Origin of the sequence: Pseudorhodobacter sp. E13 (genome assembly GCF_003991405.1) — a bacterium.
In the GTDB taxonomy this organism is placed as follows: domain Bacteria; phylum Pseudomonadota; class Alphaproteobacteria; order Rhodobacterales; family Rhodobacteraceae; genus Pseudorhodobacter.
The window spans coordinates 216,750-240,238 of record NZ_RPEN01000156.1 but is presented as its reverse complement, the minus strand read 5'-3'; the positions used below and the strand labels follow the sequence as shown (position 1 = coordinate 240,238).

The 23,489-nt window shown below is 62.8% G+C and carries 26 protein-coding genes and 1 tRNA gene; 20 read left to right on the top strand and 7 right to left on the bottom strand.

The features are described 5' to 3' along the window. The first annotated feature begins 108 nt into the window (after positions 1–108). From EGN72_RS12025 to EGN72_RS12010, 4 genes are all read left to right on the top strand, one after another. Positions 109–1,632: an FAD-binding domain-containing protein gene (locus EGN72_RS12025; protein ID WP_127047874.1), complete on the top strand. Its 1,524-nt coding sequence runs from the start codon at positions 109–111 to the stop codon at positions 1,630–1,632. Next, positions 1,632–1,820, top strand: a complete 189-nt coding sequence (locus EGN72_RS19580) for a DUF2256 domain-containing protein (protein ID WP_127047990.1) — start codon at positions 1,632–1,634, stop codon at positions 1,818–1,820. The genes EGN72_RS12025 and EGN72_RS19580 overlap by 1 nt, the downstream gene beginning before the upstream one ends. 92 nt (positions 1,821–1,912) lie before the next feature. After that, the gene (locus EGN72_RS12015) at positions 1,913–4,066 is read left to right on the top strand and encodes a malate synthase G (RefSeq protein WP_127047872.1); all 2,154 of its coding nucleotides are present in this window, start codon (positions 1,913–1,915) and stop codon (positions 4,064–4,066) included. A gap of 3 nt (positions 4,067–4,069) precedes the next feature. Next, a complete protein-coding gene (locus EGN72_RS12010) occupies positions 4,070–4,495 on the top strand; it encodes a heme-binding protein (RefSeq protein ID WP_127047870.1) in 426 nt (141 codons plus the stop codon). Between the two features lie 92 nt (positions 4,496–4,587). On the opposite strand, the gene EGN72_RS12005 is transcribed toward EGN72_RS12010, so the two are convergent. Continuing rightward, complete coding sequence (locus EGN72_RS12005; RefSeq protein ID WP_127047868.1) at positions 4,588–4,842, bottom strand: BolA family transcriptional regulator; 255 nt, start codon at positions 4,840–4,842, stop codon at positions 4,588–4,590. A gap of 73 nt (positions 4,843–4,915) precedes the next feature. Between EGN72_RS12005 and EGN72_RS12000 the strand changes: the two genes are divergently transcribed. Further along, positions 4,916–5,554 carry a J domain-containing protein gene (locus EGN72_RS12000; RefSeq protein WP_127047866.1) on the top strand — a complete coding sequence of 213 codons (639 nt, stop codon included), beginning with the start codon at positions 4,916–4,918 and terminating at the stop codon, positions 5,552–5,554. Positions 5,555–5,663: 109 nt separating this feature from the next. Then, a tRNA-Cys gene (locus tag EGN72_RS11995) sits at positions 5,664–5,737 on the top strand. 504 nt (positions 5,738–6,241) lie between these two features. On the opposite strand, the gene EGN72_RS11990 is transcribed toward EGN72_RS11995, so the two are convergent. Then, positions 6,242–7,228 carry a D-glycerate dehydrogenase gene (locus EGN72_RS11990; RefSeq protein ID WP_127047864.1) on the bottom strand — a complete coding sequence of 329 codons (987 nt, stop codon included), beginning with the start codon at positions 7,226–7,228 and terminating at the stop codon, positions 6,242–6,244. 165 nt (positions 7,229–7,393) lie between these two features. Here EGN72_RS11990 and EGN72_RS11985 point away from each other — a divergent pair, with 165 nt between their 5' ends. The 3 genes from EGN72_RS11985 (at position 7,394) to EGN72_RS11975 (ending at position 9,175) form a co-directional block, all read left to right on the top strand. Then, positions 7,394–7,903 (top strand): SH3 domain-containing protein, encoded by a 510-nt coding sequence (locus EGN72_RS11985; RefSeq protein ID WP_127047988.1) that lies wholly within the window; start codon positions 7,394–7,396, stop codon positions 7,901–7,903. 33 nt (positions 7,904–7,936) lie between these two features. Further along, positions 7,937–8,818 (top strand): cation diffusion facilitator family transporter, encoded by an 882-nt coding sequence (locus EGN72_RS11980; protein WP_127047862.1) that lies wholly within the window; start codon positions 7,937–7,939, stop codon positions 8,816–8,818. 84 nt (positions 8,819–8,902) lie between these two features. After that, the gene (locus tag EGN72_RS11975; RefSeq protein WP_127047860.1) at positions 8,903–9,175 is read left to right on the top strand and encodes a DUF6455 family protein; all 273 of its coding nucleotides are present in this window, start codon (positions 8,903–8,905) and stop codon (positions 9,173–9,175) included. A gap of 186 nt (positions 9,176–9,361) precedes the next feature. On the opposite strand, the gene EGN72_RS11970 is transcribed toward EGN72_RS11975, so the two are convergent. From EGN72_RS11970 to EGN72_RS11955, 4 genes are read right to left on the bottom strand one after another with little or no spacing between them, the layout of a single operon-like run. Beyond that, positions 9,362–10,147 carry an ABC transporter permease gene (locus EGN72_RS11970; protein ID WP_233587123.1) on the bottom strand — a complete coding sequence of 262 codons (786 nt, stop codon included), beginning with the start codon at positions 10,145–10,147 and terminating at the stop codon, positions 9,362–9,364. After that, positions 10,144–10,887 carry an ABC transporter permease gene (locus tag EGN72_RS11965; RefSeq protein WP_127047856.1) on the bottom strand — a complete coding sequence of 248 codons (744 nt, stop codon included), beginning with the start codon at positions 10,885–10,887 and terminating at the stop codon, positions 10,144–10,146. The genes EGN72_RS11970 and EGN72_RS11965 overlap by 4 nt, the downstream gene beginning before the upstream one ends. 3 nt (positions 10,888–10,890) lie before the next feature. Continuing rightward, entirely contained in the window at positions 10,891–11,652 is a 762-nt protein-coding gene (locus tag EGN72_RS11960) for a transporter substrate-binding domain-containing protein (RefSeq protein ID WP_127047854.1), read from the bottom strand. A 57-nt stretch (positions 11,653–11,709) separates the two neighbouring features. Beyond that, a complete protein-coding gene (locus EGN72_RS11955) occupies positions 11,710–12,498 on the bottom strand; it encodes an ABC transporter ATP-binding protein (RefSeq protein WP_127047852.1) in 789 nt (262 codons plus the stop codon). An 87-nt stretch (positions 12,499–12,585) separates the two neighbouring features. Here EGN72_RS11955 and EGN72_RS11950 point away from each other — a divergent pair, with 87 nt between their 5' ends. From EGN72_RS11950 to EGN72_RS11930, 5 genes are all read left to right on the top strand, one after another. Continuing rightward, a complete protein-coding gene (locus tag EGN72_RS11950; RefSeq protein ID WP_127047850.1) occupies positions 12,586–13,233 on the top strand; it encodes a TetR/AcrR family transcriptional regulator in 648 nt (215 codons plus the stop codon). Further along, on the top strand, positions 13,230–14,408 hold the full coding sequence (locus tag EGN72_RS11945) for a pyridoxal phosphate-dependent aminotransferase (protein ID WP_127047848.1): 1,179 nt from the start codon (positions 13,230–13,232) through the stop codon (positions 14,406–14,408). Before EGN72_RS11950 ends, EGN72_RS11945 begins: the two co-directional genes overlap by 4 nt. After that, complete coding sequence (locus EGN72_RS11940) at positions 14,405–15,964, top strand: 5-guanidino-2-oxopentanoate decarboxylase (protein WP_127047846.1); 1,560 nt, start codon at positions 14,405–14,407, stop codon at positions 15,962–15,964. Before EGN72_RS11945 ends, EGN72_RS11940 begins: the two co-directional genes overlap by 4 nt. A 79-nt stretch (positions 15,965–16,043) precedes the next feature. Further along, positions 16,044–16,793 (top strand): triose-phosphate isomerase, encoded by a 750-nt coding sequence (gene tpiA / locus EGN72_RS11935; protein WP_127047844.1) that lies wholly within the window; start codon positions 16,044–16,046, stop codon positions 16,791–16,793. A 6-nt stretch (positions 16,794–16,799) separates the two neighbouring features. After that, the gene (locus EGN72_RS11930; RefSeq protein ID WP_127047842.1) at positions 16,800–17,972 is read left to right on the top strand and encodes a cytochrome P450; all 1,173 of its coding nucleotides are present in this window, start codon (positions 16,800–16,802) and stop codon (positions 17,970–17,972) included. 88 nt (positions 17,973–18,060) lie between these two features. Here the strand turns inward: EGN72_RS11930 and EGN72_RS11925 are convergent, their stop codons facing one another. Next, positions 18,061–18,522, bottom strand: coding sequence for an Lrp/AsnC family transcriptional regulator (locus tag EGN72_RS11925; RefSeq protein WP_127047840.1), 462 nt, complete (start codon positions 18,520–18,522; stop codon positions 18,061–18,063). 137 nt (positions 18,523–18,659) lie between these two features. Here EGN72_RS11925 and cobA point away from each other — a divergent pair, with 137 nt between their 5' ends. The 6 genes from cobA (at position 18,660) to EGN72_RS11895 (ending at position 23,428) form a co-directional block, all read left to right on the top strand. Further along, a complete protein-coding gene (gene cobA, locus EGN72_RS11920) occupies positions 18,660–19,421 on the top strand; it encodes a uroporphyrinogen-III C-methyltransferase (RefSeq protein ID WP_127047838.1) in 762 nt (253 codons plus the stop codon). After that, positions 19,418–19,723 (top strand): DUF2849 domain-containing protein, encoded by a 306-nt coding sequence (locus tag EGN72_RS11915; protein WP_127047836.1) that lies wholly within the window; start codon positions 19,418–19,420, stop codon positions 19,721–19,723. Before cobA ends, EGN72_RS11915 begins: the two co-directional genes overlap by 4 nt. Continuing rightward, the gene (locus tag EGN72_RS11910; RefSeq protein WP_127047834.1) at positions 19,716–21,386 is read left to right on the top strand and encodes a nitrite/sulfite reductase; all 1,671 of its coding nucleotides are present in this window, start codon (positions 19,716–19,718) and stop codon (positions 21,384–21,386) included. Before EGN72_RS11915 ends, EGN72_RS11910 begins: the two co-directional genes overlap by 8 nt. Beyond that, complete coding sequence (locus EGN72_RS11905) at positions 21,376–22,125, top strand: phosphoadenylyl-sulfate reductase (protein WP_127047832.1); 750 nt, start codon at positions 21,376–21,378, stop codon at positions 22,123–22,125. The genes EGN72_RS11910 and EGN72_RS11905 overlap by 11 nt, the downstream gene beginning before the upstream one ends. Next, positions 22,122–22,532: a DUF934 domain-containing protein gene (locus EGN72_RS11900; protein ID WP_127047830.1), complete on the top strand. Its 411-nt coding sequence runs from the start codon at positions 22,122–22,124 to the stop codon at positions 22,530–22,532. Before EGN72_RS11905 ends, EGN72_RS11900 begins: the two co-directional genes overlap by 4 nt. A gap of 65 nt (positions 22,533–22,597) precedes the next feature. Continuing rightward, positions 22,598–23,428 (top strand): ferredoxin--NADP reductase, encoded by an 831-nt coding sequence (locus tag EGN72_RS11895; RefSeq protein WP_127047828.1) that lies wholly within the window; start codon positions 22,598–22,600, stop codon positions 23,426–23,428. Positions 23,429–23,489: the final 61 nt, after the last annotated feature.

Here is a 23,489-nt window from a genome sequence, read left to right as displayed (position 1 = left end):
GCCGCCACGTTAGCGCCGCGCTGTGGCGGGTTCAACCACAGGGATTGGCACAGCAATCGGCACAATAGGGGCTTTACGAATCCCGGCAGGCCGCTAGATATATGTTCCATGAATGTTCTCATTTGGTATAAGCGCGACCTGCGGGTCGAAGATCACCCCGCCCTGACCCTTGGTGCAGGGTCGGGCGCGGTTTTGCCGCTGTATATCGCAGAGCCGGACTATTGGGCGCTGCCCGATGCGTCGGCCCGGCAATGGGAGTTTCTGGCCGAAACGCTGGCCGGGTTGCGCCGCGATCTGGCGCGGCTTGGTGCCCCTTTGGTGGTGCGCGTGGGCGGCGCGGTGGAGGTGCTGTCGCGCCTGTGCAAACAAAATGACATAAGCCAGATCATCAGCTTGCAAGAGGTGGGGAATGAATGGACCTTTGCGCGCGACAAGCAGGTTGCGGCTTGGGCCAGATCGGCGGGGATTGTGTGGCAAGAGCTGCCCGGCAACGGCGTCCGGCGTGGCAGGCGCGGGCGCGCGGGGTGGGATGCAGACCGCGCCGCCTATGCCGAAACCCCGGCCCTGCCCGCGCCATTGGGCTTGCGCATGGTCGCAGGGATAGAACCCGGCGTGATCCCCAGCGCGCGGGCCTTGCGGCTGGCGGCGGATGACTGCCCGCATCGCCAGACGGGTGGGCGCGCGCAGGGCTTGGCGCTGCTGGACAGTTTTCTGGCCACACGCGGGCAGGCTTATCGCCGCGCCATGTCTGCCCCCCTCAGCGCCGAGCGTGCCTGCTCGCGCCTGTCGCCCTATCTGGCGGTGGGGGCGCTTTCCGCGCGGGAGGTGGAACAGGCAGCCGCCGCACAACTGGCCGCGCGGCCCGGTGCGGATTGGGCGGCGAACCTGCGCTCTTTCCAAAGCCGCATCGCGTGGCGCGCGCATTTCACCCAAAAGCTGGAAGATGCCCCCCGGATGGAACGCCAAGCCCTGCACAAAGCCGCCGGGGATTTGCCGGGGCGCAGCAGCGATGGCCCGCTGTTTGACGCGTGGCGCATGGGCCAGACCGGCCTGCCCTATCTGGATGCCTGCATGCGCTACCTCGCCTCTACCGGTTGGATCAATTTTCGCGCGCGGGCCATGCTGACCTCGGTTGCGACCTATCATCTGTGGCTGGATTGGCGCGCGGTGGGGCAGCATCTGGCGCGGCGCTTTACCGATTATGACCCCGGCATCCACTGGCCCCAAATCCAGATGCAAGCGGGGATGACCGGGATCAACCGGCTGCGGGTTTATAACCCGATCAAACAAGGATTGGAGCAAGACCCCACCGGGGCCTTCACCCGGCGCTGGGTGCCCGAACTGGCCCATGTGCCGGACGGGTTTTTGCAGATGCCGTGGAAATGGCCGGGCGCGCAGGGCATTCTAGGGCGCCGCTACCCTGAACCGGTGGTTGATGTGACCCATGCCGCGCGCGAGGCCCGCGCCCGTATCGGGGCCTTGCGCCAGACCGACCGCTTTGCCGAGGAGGAGGCCCTGCTGATCGAACGCCATGCCAGCCCCGCGCAAAACCCGCTGTTCGTGAATGACCGCAGGCCAAGCCTGCGCCGCCCCCGCCCCGCCCCGCTGGGCCAGCTTTGTCTGGATCTGTGATGCCGCGCGGGGTGCAAAAACAAAACCTGCCACAAAAGACCTGCGCCACCTGCGGGCGGCCCTTCACATGGCGCAAAGCTTGGGCAAAAGTGTGGGATGAGGTCAAATATTGCTCTGACCGCTGCCGGGGTTCCCGGAAATCTGCGAAAGCCGCAGCCCATTCTTCGGAAAATCCTGAAAGAGATTAGCCCAAACTGGATAAAAAATCAGACCAATTTTGTTGATTACGCGACCAATCCAGCCTAGTTGTGAGGCGGTGATCGCAAGGGAGGCGCAAATCATGTCGCAAAAAGCAGAAAAGAACGGACTTCAGGTCGATACGCGTTTGGTCGATTTCGTCGAAAATCAGGCCCTTCCCGGCACCGGTGTTCCGGCTGCGACGTTCTGGGGCGGCCTTGCCGATGCGATCCATGATCTGGCCCCAAAAAACCGCGCCTTTCTGGCCAAACGGGCGGAATTGCAGGCCAAAATCTCGGCTTGGCATGTGGCCCACAAAGGAAAGGCGATCGACCCCGCCGCCTATCGCGCCTTTTTGACCGAGATCGGCTATCTGGAACCCGAAGGCCCGGATTTCGAAGTTGAAACCACCAATGTCGACCCGGAAATCGCCGCCATCGCAGGGCCGCAGCTTGTGGTGCCGGTGATGAACGCGCGCTTTGCGCTGAACGCTGCCAATGCGCGCTGGGGCAGCCTGTATGATGCGCTTTACGGCACCGATGCGATGGGCGATCTGCCTTCGGGCAGCGGTTATGACCCGGCGCGCGGGGCGCGTGTGGTGGCTTGGGCCAAGGGCTTCATGGATGGCGCGGTGCCGCTGGCCGGTGCGAAATGGGCCGACCTGACGGGGATTGAAGCCGGGTCCAGCCTGCACCTGACCAGTGCCAAAGGCGCGGTCAGCCTTGCCAATCCCGCGCAATACATCGGTTATGGCACGCAAGGCGATTGGCGCTTTGTGCTGTTTGAAAACAACGGCTTGAAGATCGAAATCCTGCTGAATGACGATCATTACATCGGCAAGACCGACCCCGCCAAAATCGCCTCGATCAACCTTGAGGCGGCGCTGTCTGCGATCATGGATTGCGAGGATAGCGTGGCGGCGGTGGATGCCGAGGATAAGGTGCTGGCCTATTCCAACTGGCTGGGCCTGATGAAAGGCGATCTGACCGAGGAGCTGACCAAGGGTGGCAAAACCATCACCCGCAAGCTCTATGATGATTACACCTACACCACCCCCGACGGTCGGGAGATGCAGGGCAAAGCCCGGTCCTTGATGCTGGTGCGCAATGTCGGCCACCTGATGACCAACCCCGCCATCCATGACCGCGACGGCAACGAGGTGCCCGAAGGCATCATGGACGCCTTTGTCACCTTGCTTTGTGCGATGCATGACTTGCGGAAAACCAGCGGCAACCGCAACTCGCATCACGGCTCGGTCTATGTGGTGAAGCCAAAGATGCACGGCCCCGCCGAAGTGGGGTTTGCCGATGAGATTTTTACCCGCGCCGAGGCGGTTCTGGGGCTGCCGCAGAACACCGTCAAGCTGGGCATCATGGATGAGGAACGCCGCACCAGTGCCAATCTGAAGGAATGTATCCGCGCCGCCAAGCATCGCGTTGCCTTCATCAACACCGGTTTCCTTGACCGCACCGGCGATGAGATTCACACCTCGATGGAAGCGGGGCCGATGGTGCGCAAGGGCGAGATGAAACACGCCGCATGGATTTCGGCCTATGAGGCGCGCAATGTCGATATCGGGCTGGCCTGCGGTTTGCGCGGTCGCGCCCAGATCGGCAAAGGCATGTGGGCGATGCCTGACCGCATGGCCGAGATGCTGGAAGCCAAGATCGGCCATCCGAAAGCCGGGGCGAATTGCGCTTGGGTGCCCTCGCCCACCGCGGCCACCTTGCACGCCACCCATTACCACAAGGTCAACGTGGCCGAGGTGCAGGAGGCGCTTGCCAAAGGCGGCCCCCGCGCCAGCCTTGATGCGCTGCTGACGATCCCGCTGGCCGCTGGGGTGAACTGGTCGGACGCCGAGATCGCCGAGGAGATCGAGAACAACGCCCAAGGCATCCTTGGCTATGTGGTGCGCTGGGTGGATCAGGGCGTCGGCTGTTCCAAAGTGCCGGATATTCATGATGTCGGCCTGATGGAAGACCGCGCGACCTGCCGGATTTCCAGCCAGGCGCTGGCGAACTGGTTGCATCATGGCGTGGTGTCCGAGGCGCAGGTGATGGCCGCGATGCAAAAGATGGCCGCCGTGGTGGACCGCCAGAACGCAGGCGATCCGGCCTATCGCCCGATGGCGCCGGGCTTTGACGGCATCGCCTTCAAGGCGGCCTGCGATCTGGTGTTCAAAGGGATTGAGCAGCCTTCGGGCTATACCGAACCGGTGCTGCATGCGCGGCGTCTGGAACTGAAGGCACAGGGGTAAGACATGGTATTGAATTTGCGCAAGGCGCGGGCAATCATCAAAGGCACGCTGGCCAAAGGGGCCGAAGCGGGGTTCAAACCCCTGTCGGTTGTGGTGCTGGATGCGGGCGGCCATGTGCTGGCCTTTGAACGCTCTGACGGGGCAAGCGCGGGGCGGTTCGAGATTGCGCGCGGCAAGGCCTATGGCTGCATCATGCTGGGGTTGGGCGGCAGCGCCATTCAGGCCCGTGGCGAGGCGCAGGCGGTGTTTGTCGATGCGATGAACGGGGCGTTTGATGGCAAATTCGTGCCGGTGAAAGGCGGCGTCTTGCTGCGCGATGCCAAGGGCGTTTTGCTGGGTGCCGTTGGCGTGACGGGCGATACATCGGACAATGACCTGATCGCAGCGCTTGCCGGGATCGAGGCTGCCGGGTTGCAGGCCGAAGGCTGACTCGGCCACCGCTGACCCTTTGGTGACAGGTCGGATTCAGGTATTTGAGCCAAGATGAAACAGGCCGCGCGGGAGGCGCTCCTGCGCGGCACTTAGCCGATATCCAGCGCCAGCGCGTGAATGCGGCCCAACAGCTCTGGCCCCAAGGCGGCATGGACAGCACGGTGCCGCGCAATGCGGTTCATATCGGCAAAAGCGCTGGCGCGGATCATCACGTTGAAATGCGACTCCCCCGAGCCATCGTCCCCCGCATGGCCCGCGTGGCGATGGCTGTCATTCACCACCTCCAGCCGATCTGGTGCAAACGCCGCCTCAAGCTTGCGCTTTATGTCATTTGCAACGCTCATATTTCTGTCAACCCCCTTCACTCCCCCGACCAATGCTCTAAACTCTCGCCTCCGACTCGGAAAGGCAAGCACCATGGCATCACGTCCCCCGTTTGAATTCGACATGCGCGTTTCTTCCGACAAGAAGAAGCGCAAGACCGGGCGGCGCGGTATGTCTGGCGCGTTCGAAACCTCCACCAAAATCTGCGAGGCGGCAGGCTGCCAAGAGCCGGGCCTCTATCGCGCGCCCAAGAACCCCGACCTGCTGGATGAATTCCTGTGGTTCTGCAAAGACCATGTGCGCGAATACAACCTGAAGTGGAATTTCTTTCAAGGCAACACCGAAGAAGAGTTCGAGGCCTTTCTGGACAAGGATCGCGTTTGGGGCCGTGAAACCAAACCGTTCAACAAGCGCCCCGATGAGGGCCGTGTCTGGTCGCGGCTTGGGGTCAATGACCCGATGGAAATTCTGGGCGAGAAGGCGACGCAGAACCCCGGCAAGATCAATCCGGCCGCCGCCACCCGCAAACTGCCCTCGACCGAGCGCAAGGCTTTGGAGATTCTGGACGCGCGCGACACCTGGACCAAGCCCGAGATTCGCAAGCAATATAAAAGCCTTGTCAAAGACCTGCACCCCGATATGAACGGCGGCGACCGGTCGGATGAAGAACGCTTGCAAGAGGTGGTCTGGGCCTGGGATCAGATCAAGGACAGCCGGTTTTTCCGCGATTGACCGGCGCGCAGGCGGGGGCGCAGGGCAGCACAGCCATGCGAAACCCCGCCCAAACTGCCGCTTTGGCCTTGACGCCAAGCGCGCTGGTGACTAATCAAAGCCTCACCGAGGCGGGTGGGCAGGCAGGCTATGCACTGGATTGCAAATCCATGAAGACCGGTTCGATTCCGGTACCCGCCTCCATTTCCCAGACCGGACTCAGGATCGGCCGATCAGTTGTCTGAATGGCTGCCATACCCCTTTCCAGTTCTGCCCAAATGACCCAGCCGCGCCGCCGCAAGCCATTCGCTTTGCCGCCGTCATGGCAGGATGGAACGCTGCCCGCGCCAAAAAGGGTGAGACCTCCGCAGGTCGGCAATTATCCTTGCAAAGACCGCCCAAGGGGCAAAGTCTGCGCGGCAGAAGACGGCCTGACGTCAATCGCAGCATCCGCCAACGCCAAAGCGAAAAGGTGCCCGCCCCGCCGAAAAGCCCGGCAGACCCATCACAAATGCTGCGCCTTGTCGGTATCAGCACGGCCCACCGCTCTGCCCGGTGCATCGGGCGTCCCCCTAACCTTACGTCACCGCCGCCCCACAGCACCCTCTGCAAGCCGACCGCCGCGCCCCCTGGGGCGCGGCCCGGCCCAACCTTGAGGCGCTTTTTGCCGGCAGGCAAAAGGCAACGAATGGCGGGAGGACCCCCGCCTTACAGCATCCCCGGCACAACCTGATCTGGCGGGCGGTGGCCATCGGCAAAGGTTTTGATGTTGATGATAACCTTCTCACCCATCTCGGCGCGGCCTTCGACAGTGGCAGAGCCCATATGCGGCAACAGCACCACATTGGGAAGCTCGCGCAACCGCGGGTTTACCTCATGCCCATGTTCGAACACATCCAGCCCCGCACCGGCAATCTCACCCGCGCGCAGCCCGCGCGTCAGGGCATTTTCGTCGATCACCTCACCGCGCGAGGTGTTCACGATCACCGCTGTCGGCTTCAGCAGCTTCAACCGCCGCGCGTTCATCAGATGAAAGGTCGAGGGCGTATGCGGGCAGTTGATAGAGATGATATCCATCCGGCTGACCATCTGATCGAGGCTTTCCCAATAGGTGGCATCCAGCGCTTCCTCCACCTCCGGGCGCAGGCGTTTGCGGTTGTGGTAATGGATTTGCATGCCAAAGGCCGCCGCGCGCCGGGCCACGGCCTGCCCGATGCGCCCCATGCCCAGAATGCCAAGACGCCGCCCGCCGATGCGCCCGCCCAGATGCGCCATCGGGGCCCAGCCCTGCCACTTGCCCGCCTGCATTTCGGCCAGCCCTTCAGGGATTTTCCGCGTCACCGACAAGATCAGTGCCAGCGTCATATCGGCGGTGTCATCCGTCACCACGCCGGGGGTATTGGACACCAGAATGCCGCGCTGGCGGGCCGAGGCCACATCAATATGGTCAATCCCTGCGCCGTAATTCGCGATCAGCTTCAGCTTGTCGCCCGCCTGCGCCAACAGGTTCGCGTCGATCTGGTCGGTGACGCAGGGCACCAGAACATCGGCCCGCCGCATCGCCGCACCCAACTCCTCTCGGGTCATCCGCGTATCCGGGTCGCGCAGCTCTACGTCGAACAATTCTTTCATCCGGGTTTCAACGGTTTCTGGCAAGCGTCGCGTGACAACAACACTCAGACGAGATGCAGGCATGAAAACTCCCCGATTCACTTTCAAATCTTCCGCGTTAATGGCAAAGTGCAGGGAAGCGGGGCGCGGCACAAGCCCCGGATGATGATAGTTGGGCAAACAAGCGGCAAAAGGTCCCGGAACCGGGCGGGCCGCGAAAAACGGGCGGATAGTGGAATGCGGTTTGGTATGGGTTTTGCGGCAGGTTTGGCGCTGGTGATGGGTTTGGGCTGGGCAGGCATGGCGGCCGCGCAAACCGCAGCCGAGCCAGAACGCGGCGCGGTCACCAACCTGCCCTTGCCCCGCTATGTCACGTTGAAAACCAATGAGGGCAATGCCCGGCGCGGCCCCGGCCTGACCCATCGCATCGACTGGGTGTTCAGCCGGGCAGGCATGCCGCTGCGGGTGACGGCGGAATATGAAAACTGGCGCCGGGTGGAGGATGTCGATGGTTTGGGCGGCTGGGTGCATTATTCGCTGCTGTCGGGCAGCCGCTCGGTTCTGGTGACGGACGCGCTGCTGGACCTGCGCAGCACCCCCCTGCCCGATGCACCCATCACCCTGCGCGCCGAAGCCGGGGTGATCGCGCGGCTGCTGGAATGCCGGGTTGATTGGTGCCGCGTGACGATAGAAGGTGAAAAGGGCTGGGCCCCGAAAAACGCGCTTTGGGGGGTGGACCCGGTCGAAACCTTTGAATAGGCGCAAGGGCGGCAGCAAAGCAAAGGGGCTGATATGACCATACAATCGGCCACAAAGATGAACCTCTCGGCAGGGCTGGCCTCGGTGATCGTGGCGGGCCTTCTGGTCGCGCTGAAGCTTTGGGCCTTGGGGGAAACCGGCGCGCTGTCGGTTGCGGCCTCATTGGCCGATAGCGCCATGGATCTGATGGTGTCGCTGGGGGCGATGGCCGCGATTTTCTATGCCGCCCGCCCCCCGGATGAAGACCACGTCTTTGGCCATAGTTCTGCCGAAGACTTGGCCGCCCTTGGCCAGTCCCTGTTCATCCTGATTTCGGCAGGCGTCATCACCTGGGCCGCAGTCCGCCGCCTGATCACGGCACAACCCGAACGGCTGACGGCAGAGGGCAGCGGTATCGTCGCGATGGTGCTGTCCATCCTGCTGACACTGGCGCTGATCGGCTGGCAAACCCGCGTGGCGCGCCGCACCGGCAACAAGGTCGTCAAAGCCGACCGCCTGCATTACCTCGGCGACCTGCTGCCCAATCTCGGCGCGATTGCTTCGCTCTGGGCGTCCAGCCGCTTTGGCCTGATTCAGATTGACAGCGTGATGGCCTTGGCCGCCGCCGGAATGCTGGCCATCGGTGCGCTGAAAATCGGCCGCAGCGCCTGGGACGCGCTGATGGACCGCACCGCCGATCCCGAAATCATCGAAGGCATCGCCACGCTGGCCCGCAACTGGCCCGGCGTCCATGGCTTTCACGACCTCAAGACGCGCATGGCTGGCAGCAAGGTCTTTGTGCATCTGCATATCGAACTCGACGGTGATCTGAGCTTGCGAGAGGCGCATGACATCGGCGCCGGGCTGCGCCGCACCATACTGCTGGCCTATCCCCAAGCCGATGTGATCATTCACAAAGATGTCGCCAAGCGTTAACCACTGCCACAGATTTCCGCGCAACCGCTAACACGGGCTTAACCCAAAGCTGCAATCCTGCCTCTGCCAAGACGGAGATGCCGGATGACCAATACAGCCCCCTGCCCCACAACCACCAAACTCCTGTCAGAGCTGACCGAAAAGCTGGGCCTGCCGCTACCTGAAATGGTCGGGCGCGGCCTGATACCCGCAAAAGTCGCCGCGCAGATGGAACAGAATTGCAGCGCCTGCCCCAATCCCGCGAAATGCCAATCCTATCTCGCCGCGCAAAGCGGAAAGCTGGACGCCCCGCCCCATTTTTGCGTCAACACCCGTTTGCTGACCTTTCTCAGCAAAACCTTGCCGAAAGCGCCCTGATCCCCGCTTTCACCTATTCAAAAATATCCCGGGGGAAAGCGGTTTTGGCCATGCCAAAGCCGCTTGGGGGCAGCGCCCCCGCCCGCGCGCAGCGCAAAGATTGGGCGCATGCGCAGCATTCCGCTGGATCCGTCCCTCAGTGCTTTGCGTGTCTGATAGGCATCTTAAATCACACGCGAATCAGGCTCACGCCACCCGGCTGGGCACCCGGTTTTCAAACCAACGAAACGCCAATACGATCATCCCGGTGATGATCATATAAACCAGCGCCAGCAACAGCAGCGGCTCATAGACGATAAACGTGTCCTGCCGCACCCGGCTGGCCACCGCGTATATATCCACCACCGTAATCGTCGCCACCAGTGGCGTCGCCTTCAATTGTAACACGCTTTCCCCGCCCAAGGTCGGCAAGGCCCGCTGGATCGCCAAAGGCAACCAGATCCGCCGCAGAATCGTCAGGCGCGGCATGCCCATGGCGCGGGCGGCTTCCAACTGCCCGCCCGGCACGCCTTTGAAAGCGCCGCGCATCACCTCGCCCTCATAGCCTGCAAAGCTGATCGTCAGCGCCACCACCGCATAGGGCCAGGCCTGGCGCAGATAGGGCCACAGCTCTGACTGCCGGATCGCCGGGAATTGCGGAAACAACGACCCCAACCCGTAATACAGCAACCACAGTTGCAACAGCAGCGGCGTGCCGCGAATGATGGTGCAAAAGGCCCGCGCAGGCGCTGCCAGATACCACGGCCCCGCCGCCTGCGCCAATCCCAGCGGAATCGCCAGCAAGAACCCCAGCACCGATGTCACCGCCAACAGCCAGATCGTGCGCCAGATGCCCTCTCCGATCAGCGGCAGGTATTTCGGCAACCAATCCCAGCGCAGATAGACCGCGCAAAGCAACACGCCCAGCGCCGCAAGGGCCGCCATGACAATGCGATGCCGCTGCCAGAACCGGGGCTGTGCCTGCACGCTCATTGCCCCGCCCCGCTGCCGCGCTGGCCGCGCCGGGCCCATTTCTCAATCCTGCCGAACACCACGCCCGACAGCAGCGTGATGCACAGGTAAAGCACCCCCGCCGCCAGAAAGAAGGTCAAGAACGCCTTGGTCGACGATGCCGCCTGCCGCGTCTGCAAGGTCAGTTCGGCAAAGCCCACAATCGCCAGCAGTGCGGTATCCTTGGTGGCAATCAGCCACAGGTTCGCCAGCCCCGGTATGGCATTGGCCAGCATCAGGGGCAGCGTGATGCGCAAAGCGGCTTTCATCGGCGGCATGCCCATGGCCTTTGCCGCCTCTAACTGGCCCGCAGGCACGGCCAGAATGGCACCGCGGATCACCTCCACCGAATAGGCGCCTTGCACCACGCCCAGCACCGCAATCCCCGCCGCCACGCCCGAAATTTGCACCCGCGCATAGCCCATCGCCACCAGCCCTTGGTTCACAAGGTCGGTGACGGCGAAATAGAGGATCAGGATCAGCACCAGTTCCGGCACGGCGCGCACAACGGTGGTGTAAATCGCCAGCAGATCACGCGTCACCGGGCCGCCATGCAATTTGCCAAAGGCCCCCGCCGTGCCGATCAGCAGCCCAAGCGCATAGGCCCCCAGCGCGATCTGGATCGAATTGACCAGACCGCGGATAAGGTTGGCCCCCCAGCCCGGCGGCTCCCATGCCAGCAGGCTGAGGGTTGGAAACGCCTCGACCAGCGCTTCCAGCATGGATCAGCCGCCGTAGATCGACGAGGCGAAATAGGGCGCAGAGACTTTGTCATAGGTGCCATCGGCAATGATCTTGGCGATGGCTTCGTTGAACTTGGCTTTCAAAGCCTCGTCGCCCTTGCGCAGGCCGACACCAACGCCCAGCCCAAGGATTGCCGGGTCATCCGCCACCGCGCCCACGTTTTCACAGCAGGCCCCGGCATCGGATTTCAGGAAATCATCCAGCGCGATACTGTCGGCTTGGGTCGCATCAATCCGGCCAGCGACAAGGTCTTGGTTCGCCTCATCCTGGGTTTGATACAGCTTGATTTCCGCGCCCGAAAAATGGGTCTGGGCGTAATCCTGATGCACAGTCGACACCTGCACCCCAAGGATCTTGCCTGCCAGCCCTTCGGCGGTAGGCACGATGCCCGACCCTTTGGCCGCGACGATCACGGTTGGTGTGTTGTAGTATTTATTCGAAAAATCAATCGTTTGCATGCGGTCTTCGGTGATCGACATCGAGGCCATGATGGCATCAATCTGCCCCGAGGTCAGTGAGGGGATGATGCCATCCCATGCCACCGGGGTTATCACACATTCCATTTCCGCCGCAGCACAGACCGCGCCGATCAGGTCGACTTCCCAGCCCACCCAATTCCCAGCAGCGTCAGGCGCGGCAAAGGGCGGATAGGGTTCGGCGGCAATGCCCACTTTCACAGGCTCGGCCATTGCGGCAGTGCCAAGGGCCAAGGTGGCGAGTGTTGTCAGCAAGAACTTCTTCATGGTGCTTCCCTTTGTTGTTGGTCGGTTTTTCCGGGTTTTCCCGGTATTATGCGGGCCTTAGCCCACGGTTTGCAGAAACTGTTTCAGGCGGTCGGATTGCGGGTTGCCGAACAGGGTTTCGGGCGGGCCTTCTTCCTCGATCACGCCATTGTGCAGGTAGATCACATGGCTGGCGACTTCGCGGGCGAATTTCATCTCATGCGTGACCAGAATCATGGTGCGGCCTTCGGCGGCAAGATCGCGGATCACGCCCAGCACCTCGCCCACCAGTTCCGGGTCCAACGCCGAGGTGGGTTCATCAAACAGCATCGCGCGCGGCTCAATCGCCAAGGCCCGCGCGATGGCGGCGCGTTGCTGTTGGCCGCCCGACATGAAAGCGGGATAGACATCGGCCTTTTCGGCCAGCCCGACACGCGCCAAAAGCGCCCGCGCGCGGTCAATCGCTTGGGCTTTCGGGGTGCCCAGCACATGCACCGGCACCTCGATCAGGTTTTCCAGCACGGTCTTATGGCTCCACAGGTTGAACTGCTGGAACACCATGCCAAGGCTTTGGCGCAGATGTTCGATCTGTTTGCGGTTGGCGGGGGTGCCATCGGGGCGCAGCGCCACCTCCTCGCCGCCGATCACGATGCGGCCCGAGGTCGGCGTTTCCAGAAAGTTGATGCAGCGCAGCATGGTGGATTTGCCAGAGCCAGAGCCGCCGATGATCGCCACCACATCGCCTTGACGCGCGGTCAGGTTCACGCCTTTCAGCACCTCCAGCGTGCCAAAGGATTTGTGCAAGCCTTCGATACGGATCGCTTCCGGCTGCGCGGTCGAGACGATTTGTGTTGCCAGTGTTGTCATCGGCCCATCATCATTTCTTCATTGCAGTAAGCCCGTCAAAGCGTAATTATGCAAGCGTATAATTACGCAGCCCCCGAAAAGGAAACCATGACCGGAGATCGTCGCAAATTCAGCCGGCAAGATGAGGATACGCGCCGCGCCGATCTGATCGCGGCGGCGGTGGCGCTGATTTCCGAAGGCGGGCCTGCGGTGGCCACCGTGCGCGCGATTGCGGACCGGGCCGGGGTGACGCCGGGATTGATCCGGCATTATTTCGCCACCAAAGAGGCGCTGACCCGCGCGGCCTATTCGGCGGTGATGGATGCCATGACCGAGGCCAGCCTGAAGGTGGTGGCAGAGGCCCCTGCCCGCCCCGAGGCGCGGCTGGCGGTGTTTGTCACCTCCAGCCTGCGGCCGCCGGTGGTGGACCCGGCGGCGATGGGCCTGTGGGCGGGGTTTCTGCATCAGATGCGGCGCGATGCGGATATGCGCGCGGCGCATGAGGCCAGCTATCTGCATTACCGCGACCTGTTGCAGGGCCTGATCGCGGACCTGCCGCGCAAGGCCGATGCCGCCCGCCTGCGCGCCGATGCCATTGCCTGCAATGCGGTGATTGACGGGCTGTGGCTGGAAGGCTCTGCCCTGCCCGATGCCTTTGCGCCGGGGGAGTTGGAGCGGATCGGGCTGGCCTCGGTCGGCGCGATACTGGGGTTGGATTTGGCGGCGCATCTGCCGCAAGAAGGGAACACAGCATGAGATATGCCGCCGTGACAGAGCGCCTTGCTGGGCTTGGGGGCGCGAAATGGGCCGTGCATACCCGCGCCCGTGCGATGAAGGCGGCAGGCACCGAGGTCATCGAACTGACCATCGGAGAGCCGGATGTCCCCACGCCGCCCGAATTGATGGCCCTTGCCGCGCAATCCATGCAGGCAGGCCGCACCGGCTATTCCAACGGTCAGGGAGAGCCGGGGCTGCTGCGCGCCCTTGCCGCGCGCTACAGCACCCGACGCGGGCGCGTGATTTCACCCGATCAGATCATGTGTTTCCCCGGCACACAGACAACGCTTTATGCGGTGCTGATGGGGCTTTTGAACCCCGGCGATGAGGTGTTGGTGGGCGACCCGATGTATGCCACCTATGAAGGGCTGATCGCGGCCACGGGTGCGGTGATGGTGCCGGTGCCTTTGCTGGCCAATGCCGGTTTCCGCATCCGGGCCGAGGATATCGCCGACCGCATCACCCCCAAAACCCGCGTTCTCTTTCTGAATTCACCGCATAACCCCACCGGGGCCGTGCTGACCCGCGATGATTTCGCCGCCATTGGGGCGCTGGCGAAACAGCATGATCTGTGGATTCTGTGTGATGAGGTTTATGAGGATCTGGTGTTTGACGGTGTGGCCTTTGCCTCGCCCTTGGACCTGCCGGATCTGGCGGATCGGGTGATCGTCGCCTCCTCCATCTCTAAAAGTCATGCGGCGCCGGGGTTCCGGTCGGGCTGGTGCGTGGGGCCTGCGGCGTTCATGGAACGTTTGTTGCCGCTGTCGGAAACCATGCTGTTCGGCAACCAGCCCTTTATCGCGGATATGACGGCGCAGGCGATTGCCGATGGCTCGCCCGTGGCGGCGGGTATGGTCACGCGGTTCGCGCGCCGCGCCGATCTGGTGCGCGCGCGGTTGGACGGGGTGGCAGGGCTGCGCGTGCACAGGCCCGATGCGGGCATGTTCGCGCTGGTCGATGTGGGCGCGGTGGCGGCGGATGGTGAGCGGTTTGCCATGGCCCTGCTAGAACGCGAAGGCGTGGCGGTGATGCCCGGCGCGTCTTTTGGGGTGGCGCTGCGGTCTTGGCTGCGCCTGAGCCTGACCCAGCCGGATGCGGTGATCGAGGAAGCCTGCCGCCGGATTGCGGATTTTGCAAAGGGGTATCGCGCATGAAAACCGTTGGGCAAGCCTTGACCGAAGGATTGGTCGCGCGGGGGGTGAAGGTGGTGTTCGGCATTCCCGGCGTGCATACGATTGAACTCTATCGCGGGCTGTCGGGGTCTGGCATCCGCCACATCACACCCCGGCACGAACAAGGCGCGGGCTTCATGGCCGATGGCTATGCCCGTGTGTCCGGCAAGCCGGGGGTGGCTTTTGTCATCACCGGGCCGGGCCTGACCAATGCGCTGACGGCGATGGCGCAGGCAAAGGCGGATTCGGTGCCGATGCTGGTGATTTCCGGCGTCAACCGCCGCGCCAGCCTGGGCCAAGGGCTGGGGATGTTGCATGAATTGCCCGATCAGGCCGCTATGGTGCGCGCGTTATGCCCCAGCTTTCAGGTCACGGGGCCAGAGGTGCTGGACCGCTGCCTGAACCTTGCCTTCGCCGCGATGCTTGGCGGGCGGCCCGGACCCGTGCATATCGAGGTGCCGACCGATGTGATGGGGATGGAAGCGGTGGAAAGCAGCGCCGTGCTGCGTATTCCGCCTGCCCTGCCGGATACAGAACTGCTGGACCGCGCGGCGGCAATGCTGGCCCGCGCCGCCCGCCCGGTGATCTTGGCGGGTGGTGGCGCGCGCGCGGCCAATATCCGCGCCTTGGCCGAGGCGCTGGATGCCCCGGTGGTGCAAACCGTCAACGCGCGCGGGCTGATGGCGGGGCATCCGCTGGGGGTGGCCGCCTCGCCCAGCCTTGATGCCGTGCGCGCGCTGATTGCCGCATCGGATCAGGTGCTGGCGATTGGCACCGAATTTGGCCCCACCGATTACGATATGTATCTGCGCGGCGGCGTGCCGCACTGCCCGGGCATGATCCGCGTGGATATCTGCGCGCAGCAATTGGCCCGCCACCCCTGCACGCTGGCCATTCGCGCCGATGCAGCGGCAGCTTGTGACGGTTTGCTGGCCCGCCTTGCCCCCCGCAGCGGCGATGGGGCCGACCGTGCGGCGGCGACGATGGCGGCGGCCGCGCAGGAAATTGCAGGGCTGTCGCAGGATATGCCCGACCAGATCGCCTTTCTTGCCGCGCTGCGCGATGCGGTGCCGGGCGCGATTGTGGTGGGGGACAGCACGCAACCCGTCTATGCCGGAAACCTGCTTTATGACCATGACCGCGCGGGCGGCTGGTTCAATGCGGCCACCGGATACGGCGCTTTGGGCTTTGCCCCCGGTGCCGCCATCGGGGCCGCCCTCGCCGCCCCGCGCGCCCGTGTCTTTTGCCTGATCGGGGATGGCGGTTTGCAGTTTTCCCCTGCCGAATTGCGCGTTGCAGCCGAGGAACGGCTGGAGGTGACCTTTCTGGTCTGGAACAACGCAGGCTATGGCGAAATTGCCGCCGCCATGCGCGATGCCAATACCGAAGTGATCGGCTGCACCCCCACCCCCTTGGGGCTGGAGGCCTTTGCCGCCGCTTGCAGCCTGCCCTATGCCTGCATCGCACCGGACCCAGAGGCGCTGCGCGATACCATCACCAAGCCGGGGCCGAGGCTGGTGGAAATCCGGCTGGTCTGACTGTTTGCCTTTTGCGAAGGCCATTTCCAAAGGCATCTGGTTCCGCTACCAAATTGCCAAAGCAATCGGAGGATGAAAGATGCGCAAACTGGCAGCCGGAAACTGGAAGATGAATGGCACATCGGCGGAACTGGCCGAGGTAAGCGCCTTGATCGCGGCACAGGCCAAACCGGGATGCGAGATGCTGCTCTGCCCGCCCGCCACCTTGCTGGCACGCATGGCCGATATTGCGGCAGGCTCGGCGCTGATGGTCGGCGGGCAGGATTGCCACGCCAAAACCGCAGGCGCACATACGGGCGATATTTCCGCCGACATGCTGAAAGACGCGGGCGCAACCCATGTGATCCTTGGCCATTCCGAACGCCGCGCCGATCACGGGGAAACCGATATCGCCGTGCGCGCCAAAGCCACCGCTGCCCTTGCCGCCGGGTTGACCGCGATTGTCTGCGTCGGTGAAACCGAAGCCCAGCGCGATGCAGGCCGCACGCTGGACGTGATCGGCACCCAGCTTGCAGGCTCGCTTCCTGCGCAAATGACAGGCGCGGCCGACAGCCTTGTCATCGCCTACGAACCAGTCTGGGCCATTGGCACCGGGCGCACCCCCACGCTGGACGAGGTGGCCGAGGTGCATGCCTTCATCCGCACCACCCTGACCACCCGCTTCGGAGAGGTGGCCAAGGCCATGCGCCTGCTCTATGGCGGCTCGGTCAAGGCGTCAAACGCCGCCGATATCTTTGCCGTGCCGCATGTCAACGGCGCGCTAGTGGGCGGGGCCAGCCTGAAGGCCAGCGATTTTGGCCCCATCGTCGCAGCACTCGCGGCTTCCTGATCCGCTATGCTGACCCTTGCGCAATCGCCCCGCGATCCGGATTTCGTGCAAAACCCCTATGCGTTCTATGACCGCGCCCGCGCGGAAGGCCCGTTTTTCCAATGGCAGGACTATGGCAAAACCTGCACCACCTCCTATGCGGCGGTGAATGCGATTCTGCGTGACCGCCGCTTTGGCCGTGAAATCCCCGCCGATCAGCGCCCCGAAATCGCCCCGCATACCGCGCCTTTCTACGCGATCGAGGCGCATTCCATGCTGGAACTGGAACCGCCGCGCCATACACGGCTGCGCAGCCTCGTGCTGCGCGCCTTCACCTCACGCCGCATCAACGCGCTGACCCCCGACATCACCCAGCTTTCGCATGACCTGATCGACACCCTGCCTGATGGCCCCTTCAACCTGCTGGAACACTTCGGCCAGCGCCTGCCCGTGACCATCATCGCCCGCCTGCTGGGCGTGCCCGAAACCATGGGCAGCGACCTGCTGCGCTGGTCCAATGCGATGGTGAAAATGTATATCGCAAACCGCAGCCGCGCGATTGAGGACGCCGCCGCCGAGGCCAGCCGCGACTTTACCGACTTTATGCGCCGCTATATCGACGCGCGCCGCAGCCGCCCCGCCGATGACCTGATCACCCATCTGATCGCCGCCGAAGAAGACGGCCAGAAACTCTCCACCGATGAGATGATCTCCACCTGCATCCTGCTCTTGAATGCCGGGCATGAGGCCACGGTGCATAGCATCGGCAATGGCGTCAAAACCCTGCTGGAAACCCAAACCCCGATCCACAGCGCGCCAAAAGATGCGCTGATCGAAGAGCTGATCCGCTTCGATCCCCCGCTGCATATGTTCACCCGCTACGCCTATGAGGATGTCGAGGTGATGGGCCATCTGCTGCCCAAAGGCTCCGAGGTGGCGCTGCTGCTTGCCGCTGCCAACCGCGACCCACAAGCCTTTGACAGCCCCAACCAGTTCACCCCCCAGCGCCCGGCAAAAGCCAATCTCAGCTTCGGCGCGGGCCTGCATTTCTGCATCGGCGCGCCTTTGGCCCGGCTGGAACTGCAAATCGCGCTGCCCATCCTGTTCGACCGCCAGCCCAATCTGCACCTGACAGCGCCGCCGACCTACGCCGATCTTTACCATTTCCACGGGCTGGAAAAGCTCATGGTCGCGGCCTGACCTGCCTCTTCATCTTGGCAAAAATACCTTTGGGGGGTGAATTTGCCTCAAGGCAAAGAGGGGGGCAAACAGCCCCCCTGCCGCCGCCCTACAAGGGCAAGACGGTCGTCGATTTGATCTCTTCCATCGACAACAAGGCGGTTACGTTGAAAATCCGCACCTCGGAAATCAGCGCCTGATAAAAGATGTCATAGGCCCGCGCGTTCCTGACCCGCACTTTCAGGATATAGTCGATATCCCCCGCCAGCCGATGCGCCTCCAGCACTTCGGGCCGCTCCTGCAAGGCGCGCAGAAATTTGGCCTGCCAGTCGGCCTCATGCTCTGAGGTGCGGATCAGCACGAAGAAACACGCCTCCAGCCCCAGCGCCTCGGCATCCAGCAACACCGTTTGCCGGGTTATCACCCCATCCTCTTTCATCCGCTTGATACGATTCCACACCGGGGTCTTGGAAGACCCGGTCTTGCGGGCAATCTCATCCAGACTTTGGGCCGCATCCGCTTGCAACTCCGCAAGGATTTTTCGGTCCATCTCATCCAATCGGGCTGCCATTCCTGTTTTCCCCTTCATTCCGGAACAACGCATTCATTCGCCGACAGCATTAGAACAATCTTCCTTATCTGCAAGGGGATATGGCGGATGCATGGGAAAATATCCTATATTGAGGCCAAGAAACCAATGAGGCCCCGATGCAAAACGCAGCCACATCCTATACTGTCACCTTCGTCGGCGCGGGCCCGGGGGCGGCTGCACATCTGACCTTGGGCGCGTATCAGGCCCTGCAACAGGCCGATGTGGTGATCCATGACCGTCTGGTCGGGCCAGAGGTGCTGGCCCTGATCCCCGCAAGCGCGCAGCGCGTCGATGTTGGCAAAGAAGGTTTCGGCCCCTCTGCCGCGCAAGCCGATATCAACGCAGCCCTTGTGGCCCATGCGCAAACCGGGCGCCGGATTGTGCGGCTGAAAGGCGGCGATTGCGGGATTTTCGGGCGGCTGGATGAGGAGATGGAGGCGCTGGAGGCCGCAGGCTTTGGCTTTACCATCCTGCCGGGGTTGACCAGCGCTGCCGTGGCCGCCGCCGAAATCGGCCAATCCCTGACCCGCCGGGGCCGCAACCGCGCGCTGCGCATTGTTACCGGGCATGATATGGCAGGTTTTGCCGAACAGGACTGGCAAGGCATCTCCCGGCCCGGCGAAGTCGCCGCGATCTACATGGGCAAGAAATCCGCACGTTTCCTGCAAGGTCGCCTTTTGATGCATGGTGCGGCGGCTGACACGCCTGTCAGCGTGGTGGCCAATATCTCGCGCCCCGATCAACAGATCATCGCGGCAACGCTGGCCGATCTGCCGCAAGCCGTGGCCCATGCCACCGGCCCCGCCGTTCTTCTTTACGGGCTGGCACCGCGTGCCGCTGCCCTTTCCCTTCCCCAATTGCAGGAGGCGCACGCATGAGCCGCGCATTCACCCCCAAAGTTATCACCGCCAATGATCTGCTGATCGGCGATGTGATTTACCTGACCGCCGATGATCAATGGTCCCGCGACCATGCCGCCGCCGAACTGATCGAGGATGAAGCCCACGCTCAGTTGCGCCTGCTGGATGCGCAACGGACCAAAAACGCCGTTGGTGCCTATCTCGCCGATGCCAAGCGCGGTGCCCATGGGCCAGAGCCTGTGCATTTCCGCGAGGCTTTCCGCACCCGCGGCCCGTCCAACTACGCCCATGGCAAGCAAGTGGAGCGCGCACATGTATAATTACACCGATTTCGACGCGGATTTCGTCCGCACCCGCACCGCCCAATTCGCAGCGCAAGTGGCGCGGCGGATTGATGGCTCGCTGACCGAGGATGAGTTTCGCCCGCTGCGCCTGATGAACGGGGTTTATCTGCAACTCCACGCCTATATGCTGCGCGTGGCCATTCCCTATGGCAGCATCAACCCGCAACAGATGCGGACCCTGGCGCAGATTGCCGATACCTATGACAAGGGCTATGGCCATTTCACCACGCGCCAGAACATTCAGTTCAACTGGCCAAAGCTGGTGGATATTCCGGCGATCCTGTCGGATCTGGCCGATGTGGGCATGCATGCGATCCAGACCTCTGGCAACACCATCCGCAATGTGACCGCCGATCATTTCGCCGGGGCCGCCGCCGATGAAATCGAAGACCCCCGCCCGATTGCCGAGCTTTTGCGCCAATGGTCCACCGACCACCCGGAATTCCAGTTCCTGCCGCGCAAGTTCAAAATCGCGATCACCGGGTCGTCGACCGACCGCGCTGTCACCCGCGCGCATGACATCGGGCTGCGCATGGTGCGCAATGACGCGGGCGAGCCGGGGTTCGAAGTGATCGTTGGCGGCGGCCTTGGCCGCACGCCGCTGGTCGGCACCACGGTGCGTGACTTTTTGCCCAAGGCGGATTTGCTGCCCTATGTGGAGGCGGTTCTGTCGGTCTACAACATGCTGGGCCGCCGCGATAACAAGTATAAGGCGCGGATCAAGATCACCCTGCATGAGACGGGAAAAGAAGAACTTTCCCGCCTGATCGAAGAACGGTTTGACGAATTGCGCCCGCTGTTTGGTGGCAATGATCAGGCGCTTCTGGATCAGATCACCGCCGCCTTCAGCACGCCCGAATTGCGCCAGGCCGATACCAGCGCCTATGCGGCGTTTTACAAGGCCGACCCGCTGTTCCGGTCTTGGGCCGATACCAATCTGGCCGCGCATAAGCACCCCGACTACCGCATCGTTACCATCAGCCTGAAGGCGCATGGCGCGACACCGGGCGATGCCACCTCGGCCCAGATGCGCCTGATTGCCGATCTGGCCGAACGCTTTGGCCATTCCGAAATCCGCATCAGCCATGAGCAGAACGTCATCCTGCCGCATGTGCATCTGTCGGACCTGCCTGCCCTGCACGCCGCCCTGCGCGGATCGGGGCTGGAGACGGCGAATGTCGGGTTGATCTCGGATATCATCGCCTGCCCCGGCATGGATTATTGCGCGCTGGCGACGGCCCGGTCGATCCCGGTGGCCCAGCAGATCGCCACCCGCTTTGACGCATTGAAGCTGGAGCATGACATCGGGCCGCTGAAGATCAAGATCTCGGGCTGCATCAATGCCTGCGGGCATCACCATGTCGGCCATATCGGGATTTTGGGGCTGGACCGCGCAGGCGTGGAAAACTACCAGATCACGCTGGGCGGCGATGGGTCGGAAACCGCTGTGATCGGTGAACGCGCGGGCCCCGGTTTCGCCTATGATGAAATTGTGCCTGCGATTGAACGCATCATCGCGGCCTATCTGGAACAGCGTCAAAGCCCGGCGGAAACCTTCCTTCAGGCCTATCGCCGTCTTGGCCTTGCCCCGTTCAAAGCCGCACTTTACCCCGATGAGGGCAAACGCGATGCCGCTTGATGGTCGTTTCGCCCCGATGGCCGAGCGTGTGGCCGGGCTGAACGCCCGCTACCGCCATCATGGGGCAACGGCGGTGCTGGAACATGCGCTGCGCGACCGCGATGTGGGGCGTGTGGCGCTGGTGTCCAGCTTTGGCGCGGAATCGGTGGTGTTGCTGCATCTGCTGTCGGTGATCTCGCCGCATACGCCGGTGTTGTTCATCGACACGCAAATGCTGTTTGCCGAAACTCTGGCCTATCAGCAGGTGCTGGCCGAAAAGCTGTATCTGACGGATATTCGAACATTGACCGCCAGTCAGGCGGCGGTTTCCGCGCGTGATCCGCAAGGCGATTTGCATAAATCGAACACTGACGCCTGCTGCGCCCTGCGCAAGACCGAGGTGCTGGAAACCGCGCTTGCGGGCTTTGATGCCTGGATCACCGGGCGCAAACGCTATCAATCCGGCACCCGCGCCGAGGTGGAATTCTTTGAGGCCGATGGCGACGCACGGCTGAAAATCAATCCGCTGGCGCATTGGACCCGCGACGATCTGGAAGATTACATCGTCAACAATCGCCTGCCGCGCCATCCGCTTGTGGCGCAGGGCTATCCCAGCATTGGCTGCGCGCCGTGCACAAGCCCGGTTCAACCCGGCGAAGACCCGCGCGCAGGGCGTTGGCGCGGCACGGAAAAAACCGAATGCGGCATCCATTTCATCAATGGCAAAATGGTGCGCAAAACACAGGAGGACGCCGCATGAGCGTTATCGTCACCGATACAGGCTTTCACACCGAAACCCCGATCCCCGCTTTCACCTCGCTGGCGCAACTGCCCTTTCACGAAGGCGCGCTGGATCTTGCCAATACCGATGATCCGACCGCTTTGGTGCCCTATCTGGCCGACCTGCGCCTGATCCGGATTGATTTCCCCAGCTTTGCTGATGGGCGCGGCTTTACGCTGGCGCGCCGTTTGCGGATGATGGGGTTCAAGGGGCGGCTGCGCGCGCGCGGGCATGTGCTGGCGGACCAATATGCCATGGCCCGCCGCGTGGGCTTTGACGAGGTCGAGATCAGCGACGATCTTGCCACCCGCCAACCCGCCGAGCAATGGCTGGCCCGCGCCAACTGGCAGGCCCATGACCATCAGTCGCGCCTGCGGGCCGGTTGACCGCTTCCCTCTGACATAGATCAAAGCTAGACAAAGGATACCGGCCTATAGCCGGATGAAATGACATGACCGAAAGCCTGACAGTGACCGAAGCCCCCGTGAAAGCCGCCAAGCCCCATCTGCCCGATGCGCAGGTGGTGACCGCCGTGAAACATTGGACAGACCGTCTGTTTTCCTTCCGCGTGACGCGGCCGCAGTCCTTGCGCTTCCGCTCGGGCGAGTTTGTGATGATCGGTTTGATGGGCGACAATGGCAAACCCTTGCTGCGCGCCTATTCCATCGCCTCGCCCAATTGGGATGAGGAGTTGGAGTTTTATTCCATCAAGGTGCCGGATGGCCCGCTGACCAGCAAGCTGCAACATATCAATGTGGGCGATGAGATCATCCTGCGGCCAAAACCCGTTGGCACGCTGGTGCATGATGCGCTGTTGCCGGGTAAGCGGGTCTGGTTTCTTGCCACCGGCACCGGAATCGCGCCTTTTGCCAGCCTGATGCGTGACCCCGAAACCTATGAGAAATACGACTCTGTCATCATGATGCACACCTGCCGGACGGCGGATGAGCTGGAATATGGCCGCCAATTGGTCGAGGACCTGAAAAATGATGAACTGATCGGCGAAATGGTGGAGGGCAAGCTGCATTACTATCCCACCACCACCCGCGAAGACACGGCGCATATGGGCCGGATCACCGACAACCTGACCTCGGGCAAGGTGTTTGCCGATCTGGGCCTGCCCCCGATGAACCCTGCGGAAGATCGCGCGATGGTCTGCGGGTCGCTGGATTTCAACATTGATGTAAAAGCGGTGCTGGAAGGGTTCGGCCTGCGTGAAGGCGCCAATTCCGAGCCGAAGGAATATGTGGTCGAAAAGGCCTTTGTCGGCGACGGCATCTGAGTTTTCAGTCACATCACCGCATGAAAAAAGCCGCGCAAACCCTTGCGCGGCTTTTGTTTTC

Excerpts from the sequence above, each read along its gene's own strand:
- EGN72_RS12025 (WP_127047874.1), top strand. The coding sequence starts at position 109 with ATGAATGTTCTCATTTGGTATAAGCGCGACCTGCGGGTCGAAGATCAC.
- EGN72_RS19580 (WP_127047990.1), top strand. The coding sequence starts at position 1,632 with ATGCCGCGCGGGGTGCAAAAACAAAACCTGCCACAAAAGACCTGCGCC.
- EGN72_RS12015 (WP_127047872.1), top strand. The coding sequence starts at position 1,913 with ATGTCGCAAAAAGCAGAAAAGAACGGACTTCAGGTCGATACGCGTTTG.
- EGN72_RS12010 (WP_127047870.1), top strand. The coding sequence starts at position 4,070 with ATGGTATTGAATTTGCGCAAGGCGCGGGCAATCATCAAAGGCACGCTG.
- EGN72_RS12005 (WP_127047868.1), bottom strand. The coding sequence starts at position 4,842 with ATGAGCGTTGCAAATGACATAAAGCGCAAGCTTGAGGCGGCGTTTGCA.
- EGN72_RS12000 (WP_127047866.1), top strand. The coding sequence starts at position 4,916 with ATGGCATCACGTCCCCCGTTTGAATTCGACATGCGCGTTTCTTCCGAC.
- EGN72_RS11990 (WP_127047864.1), bottom strand. The coding sequence starts at position 7,228 with ATGCCTGCATCTCGTCTGAGTGTTGTTGTCACGCGACGCTTGCCAGAA.
- EGN72_RS11985 (WP_127047988.1), top strand. The coding sequence starts at position 7,394 with ATGGGTTTTGCGGCAGGTTTGGCGCTGGTGATGGGTTTGGGCTGGGCA.
- EGN72_RS11980 (WP_127047862.1), top strand. The coding sequence starts at position 7,937 with ATGACCATACAATCGGCCACAAAGATGAACCTCTCGGCAGGGCTGGCC.
- EGN72_RS11975 (WP_127047860.1), top strand. The coding sequence starts at position 8,903 with ATGACCAATACAGCCCCCTGCCCCACAACCACCAAACTCCTGTCAGAG.
- EGN72_RS11970 (WP_233587123.1), bottom strand. The coding sequence starts at position 10,147 with ATGAGCGTGCAGGCACAGCCCCGGTTCTGGCAGCGGCATCGCATTGTC.
- EGN72_RS11965 (WP_127047856.1), bottom strand. The coding sequence starts at position 10,887 with ATGCTGGAAGCGCTGGTCGAGGCGTTTCCAACCCTCAGCCTGCTGGCA.
- EGN72_RS11960 (WP_127047854.1), bottom strand. The coding sequence starts at position 11,652 with ATGAAGAAGTTCTTGCTGACAACACTCGCCACCTTGGCCCTTGGCACT.
- EGN72_RS11955 (WP_127047852.1), bottom strand. The coding sequence starts at position 12,498 with ATGACAACACTGGCAACACAAATCGTCTCGACCGCGCAGCCGGAAGCG.
- EGN72_RS11950 (WP_127047850.1), top strand. The coding sequence starts at position 12,586 with ATGACCGGAGATCGTCGCAAATTCAGCCGGCAAGATGAGGATACGCGC.
- EGN72_RS11945 (WP_127047848.1), top strand. The coding sequence starts at position 13,230 with ATGAGATATGCCGCCGTGACAGAGCGCCTTGCTGGGCTTGGGGGCGCG.
- EGN72_RS11940 (WP_127047846.1), top strand. The coding sequence starts at position 14,405 with ATGAAAACCGTTGGGCAAGCCTTGACCGAAGGATTGGTCGCGCGGGGG.
- tpiA (WP_127047844.1), top strand. The coding sequence starts at position 16,044 with ATGCGCAAACTGGCAGCCGGAAACTGGAAGATGAATGGCACATCGGCG.
- EGN72_RS11930 (WP_127047842.1), top strand. The coding sequence starts at position 16,800 with ATGCTGACCCTTGCGCAATCGCCCCGCGATCCGGATTTCGTGCAAAAC.
- EGN72_RS11925 (WP_127047840.1), bottom strand. The coding sequence starts at position 18,522 with ATGGCAGCCCGATTGGATGAGATGGACCGAAAAATCCTTGCGGAGTTG.
- cobA (WP_127047838.1), top strand. The coding sequence starts at position 18,660 with ATGCAAAACGCAGCCACATCCTATACTGTCACCTTCGTCGGCGCGGGC.
- EGN72_RS11915 (WP_127047836.1), top strand. The coding sequence starts at position 19,418 with ATGAGCCGCGCATTCACCCCCAAAGTTATCACCGCCAATGATCTGCTG.
- EGN72_RS11910 (WP_127047834.1), top strand. The coding sequence starts at position 19,716 with ATGTATAATTACACCGATTTCGACGCGGATTTCGTCCGCACCCGCACC.
- EGN72_RS11905 (WP_127047832.1), top strand. The coding sequence starts at position 21,376 with ATGCCGCTTGATGGTCGTTTCGCCCCGATGGCCGAGCGTGTGGCCGGG.
- EGN72_RS11900 (WP_127047830.1), top strand. The coding sequence starts at position 22,122 with ATGAGCGTTATCGTCACCGATACAGGCTTTCACACCGAAACCCCGATC.
- EGN72_RS11895 (WP_127047828.1), top strand. The coding sequence starts at position 22,598 with ATGACCGAAAGCCTGACAGTGACCGAAGCCCCCGTGAAAGCCGCCAAG.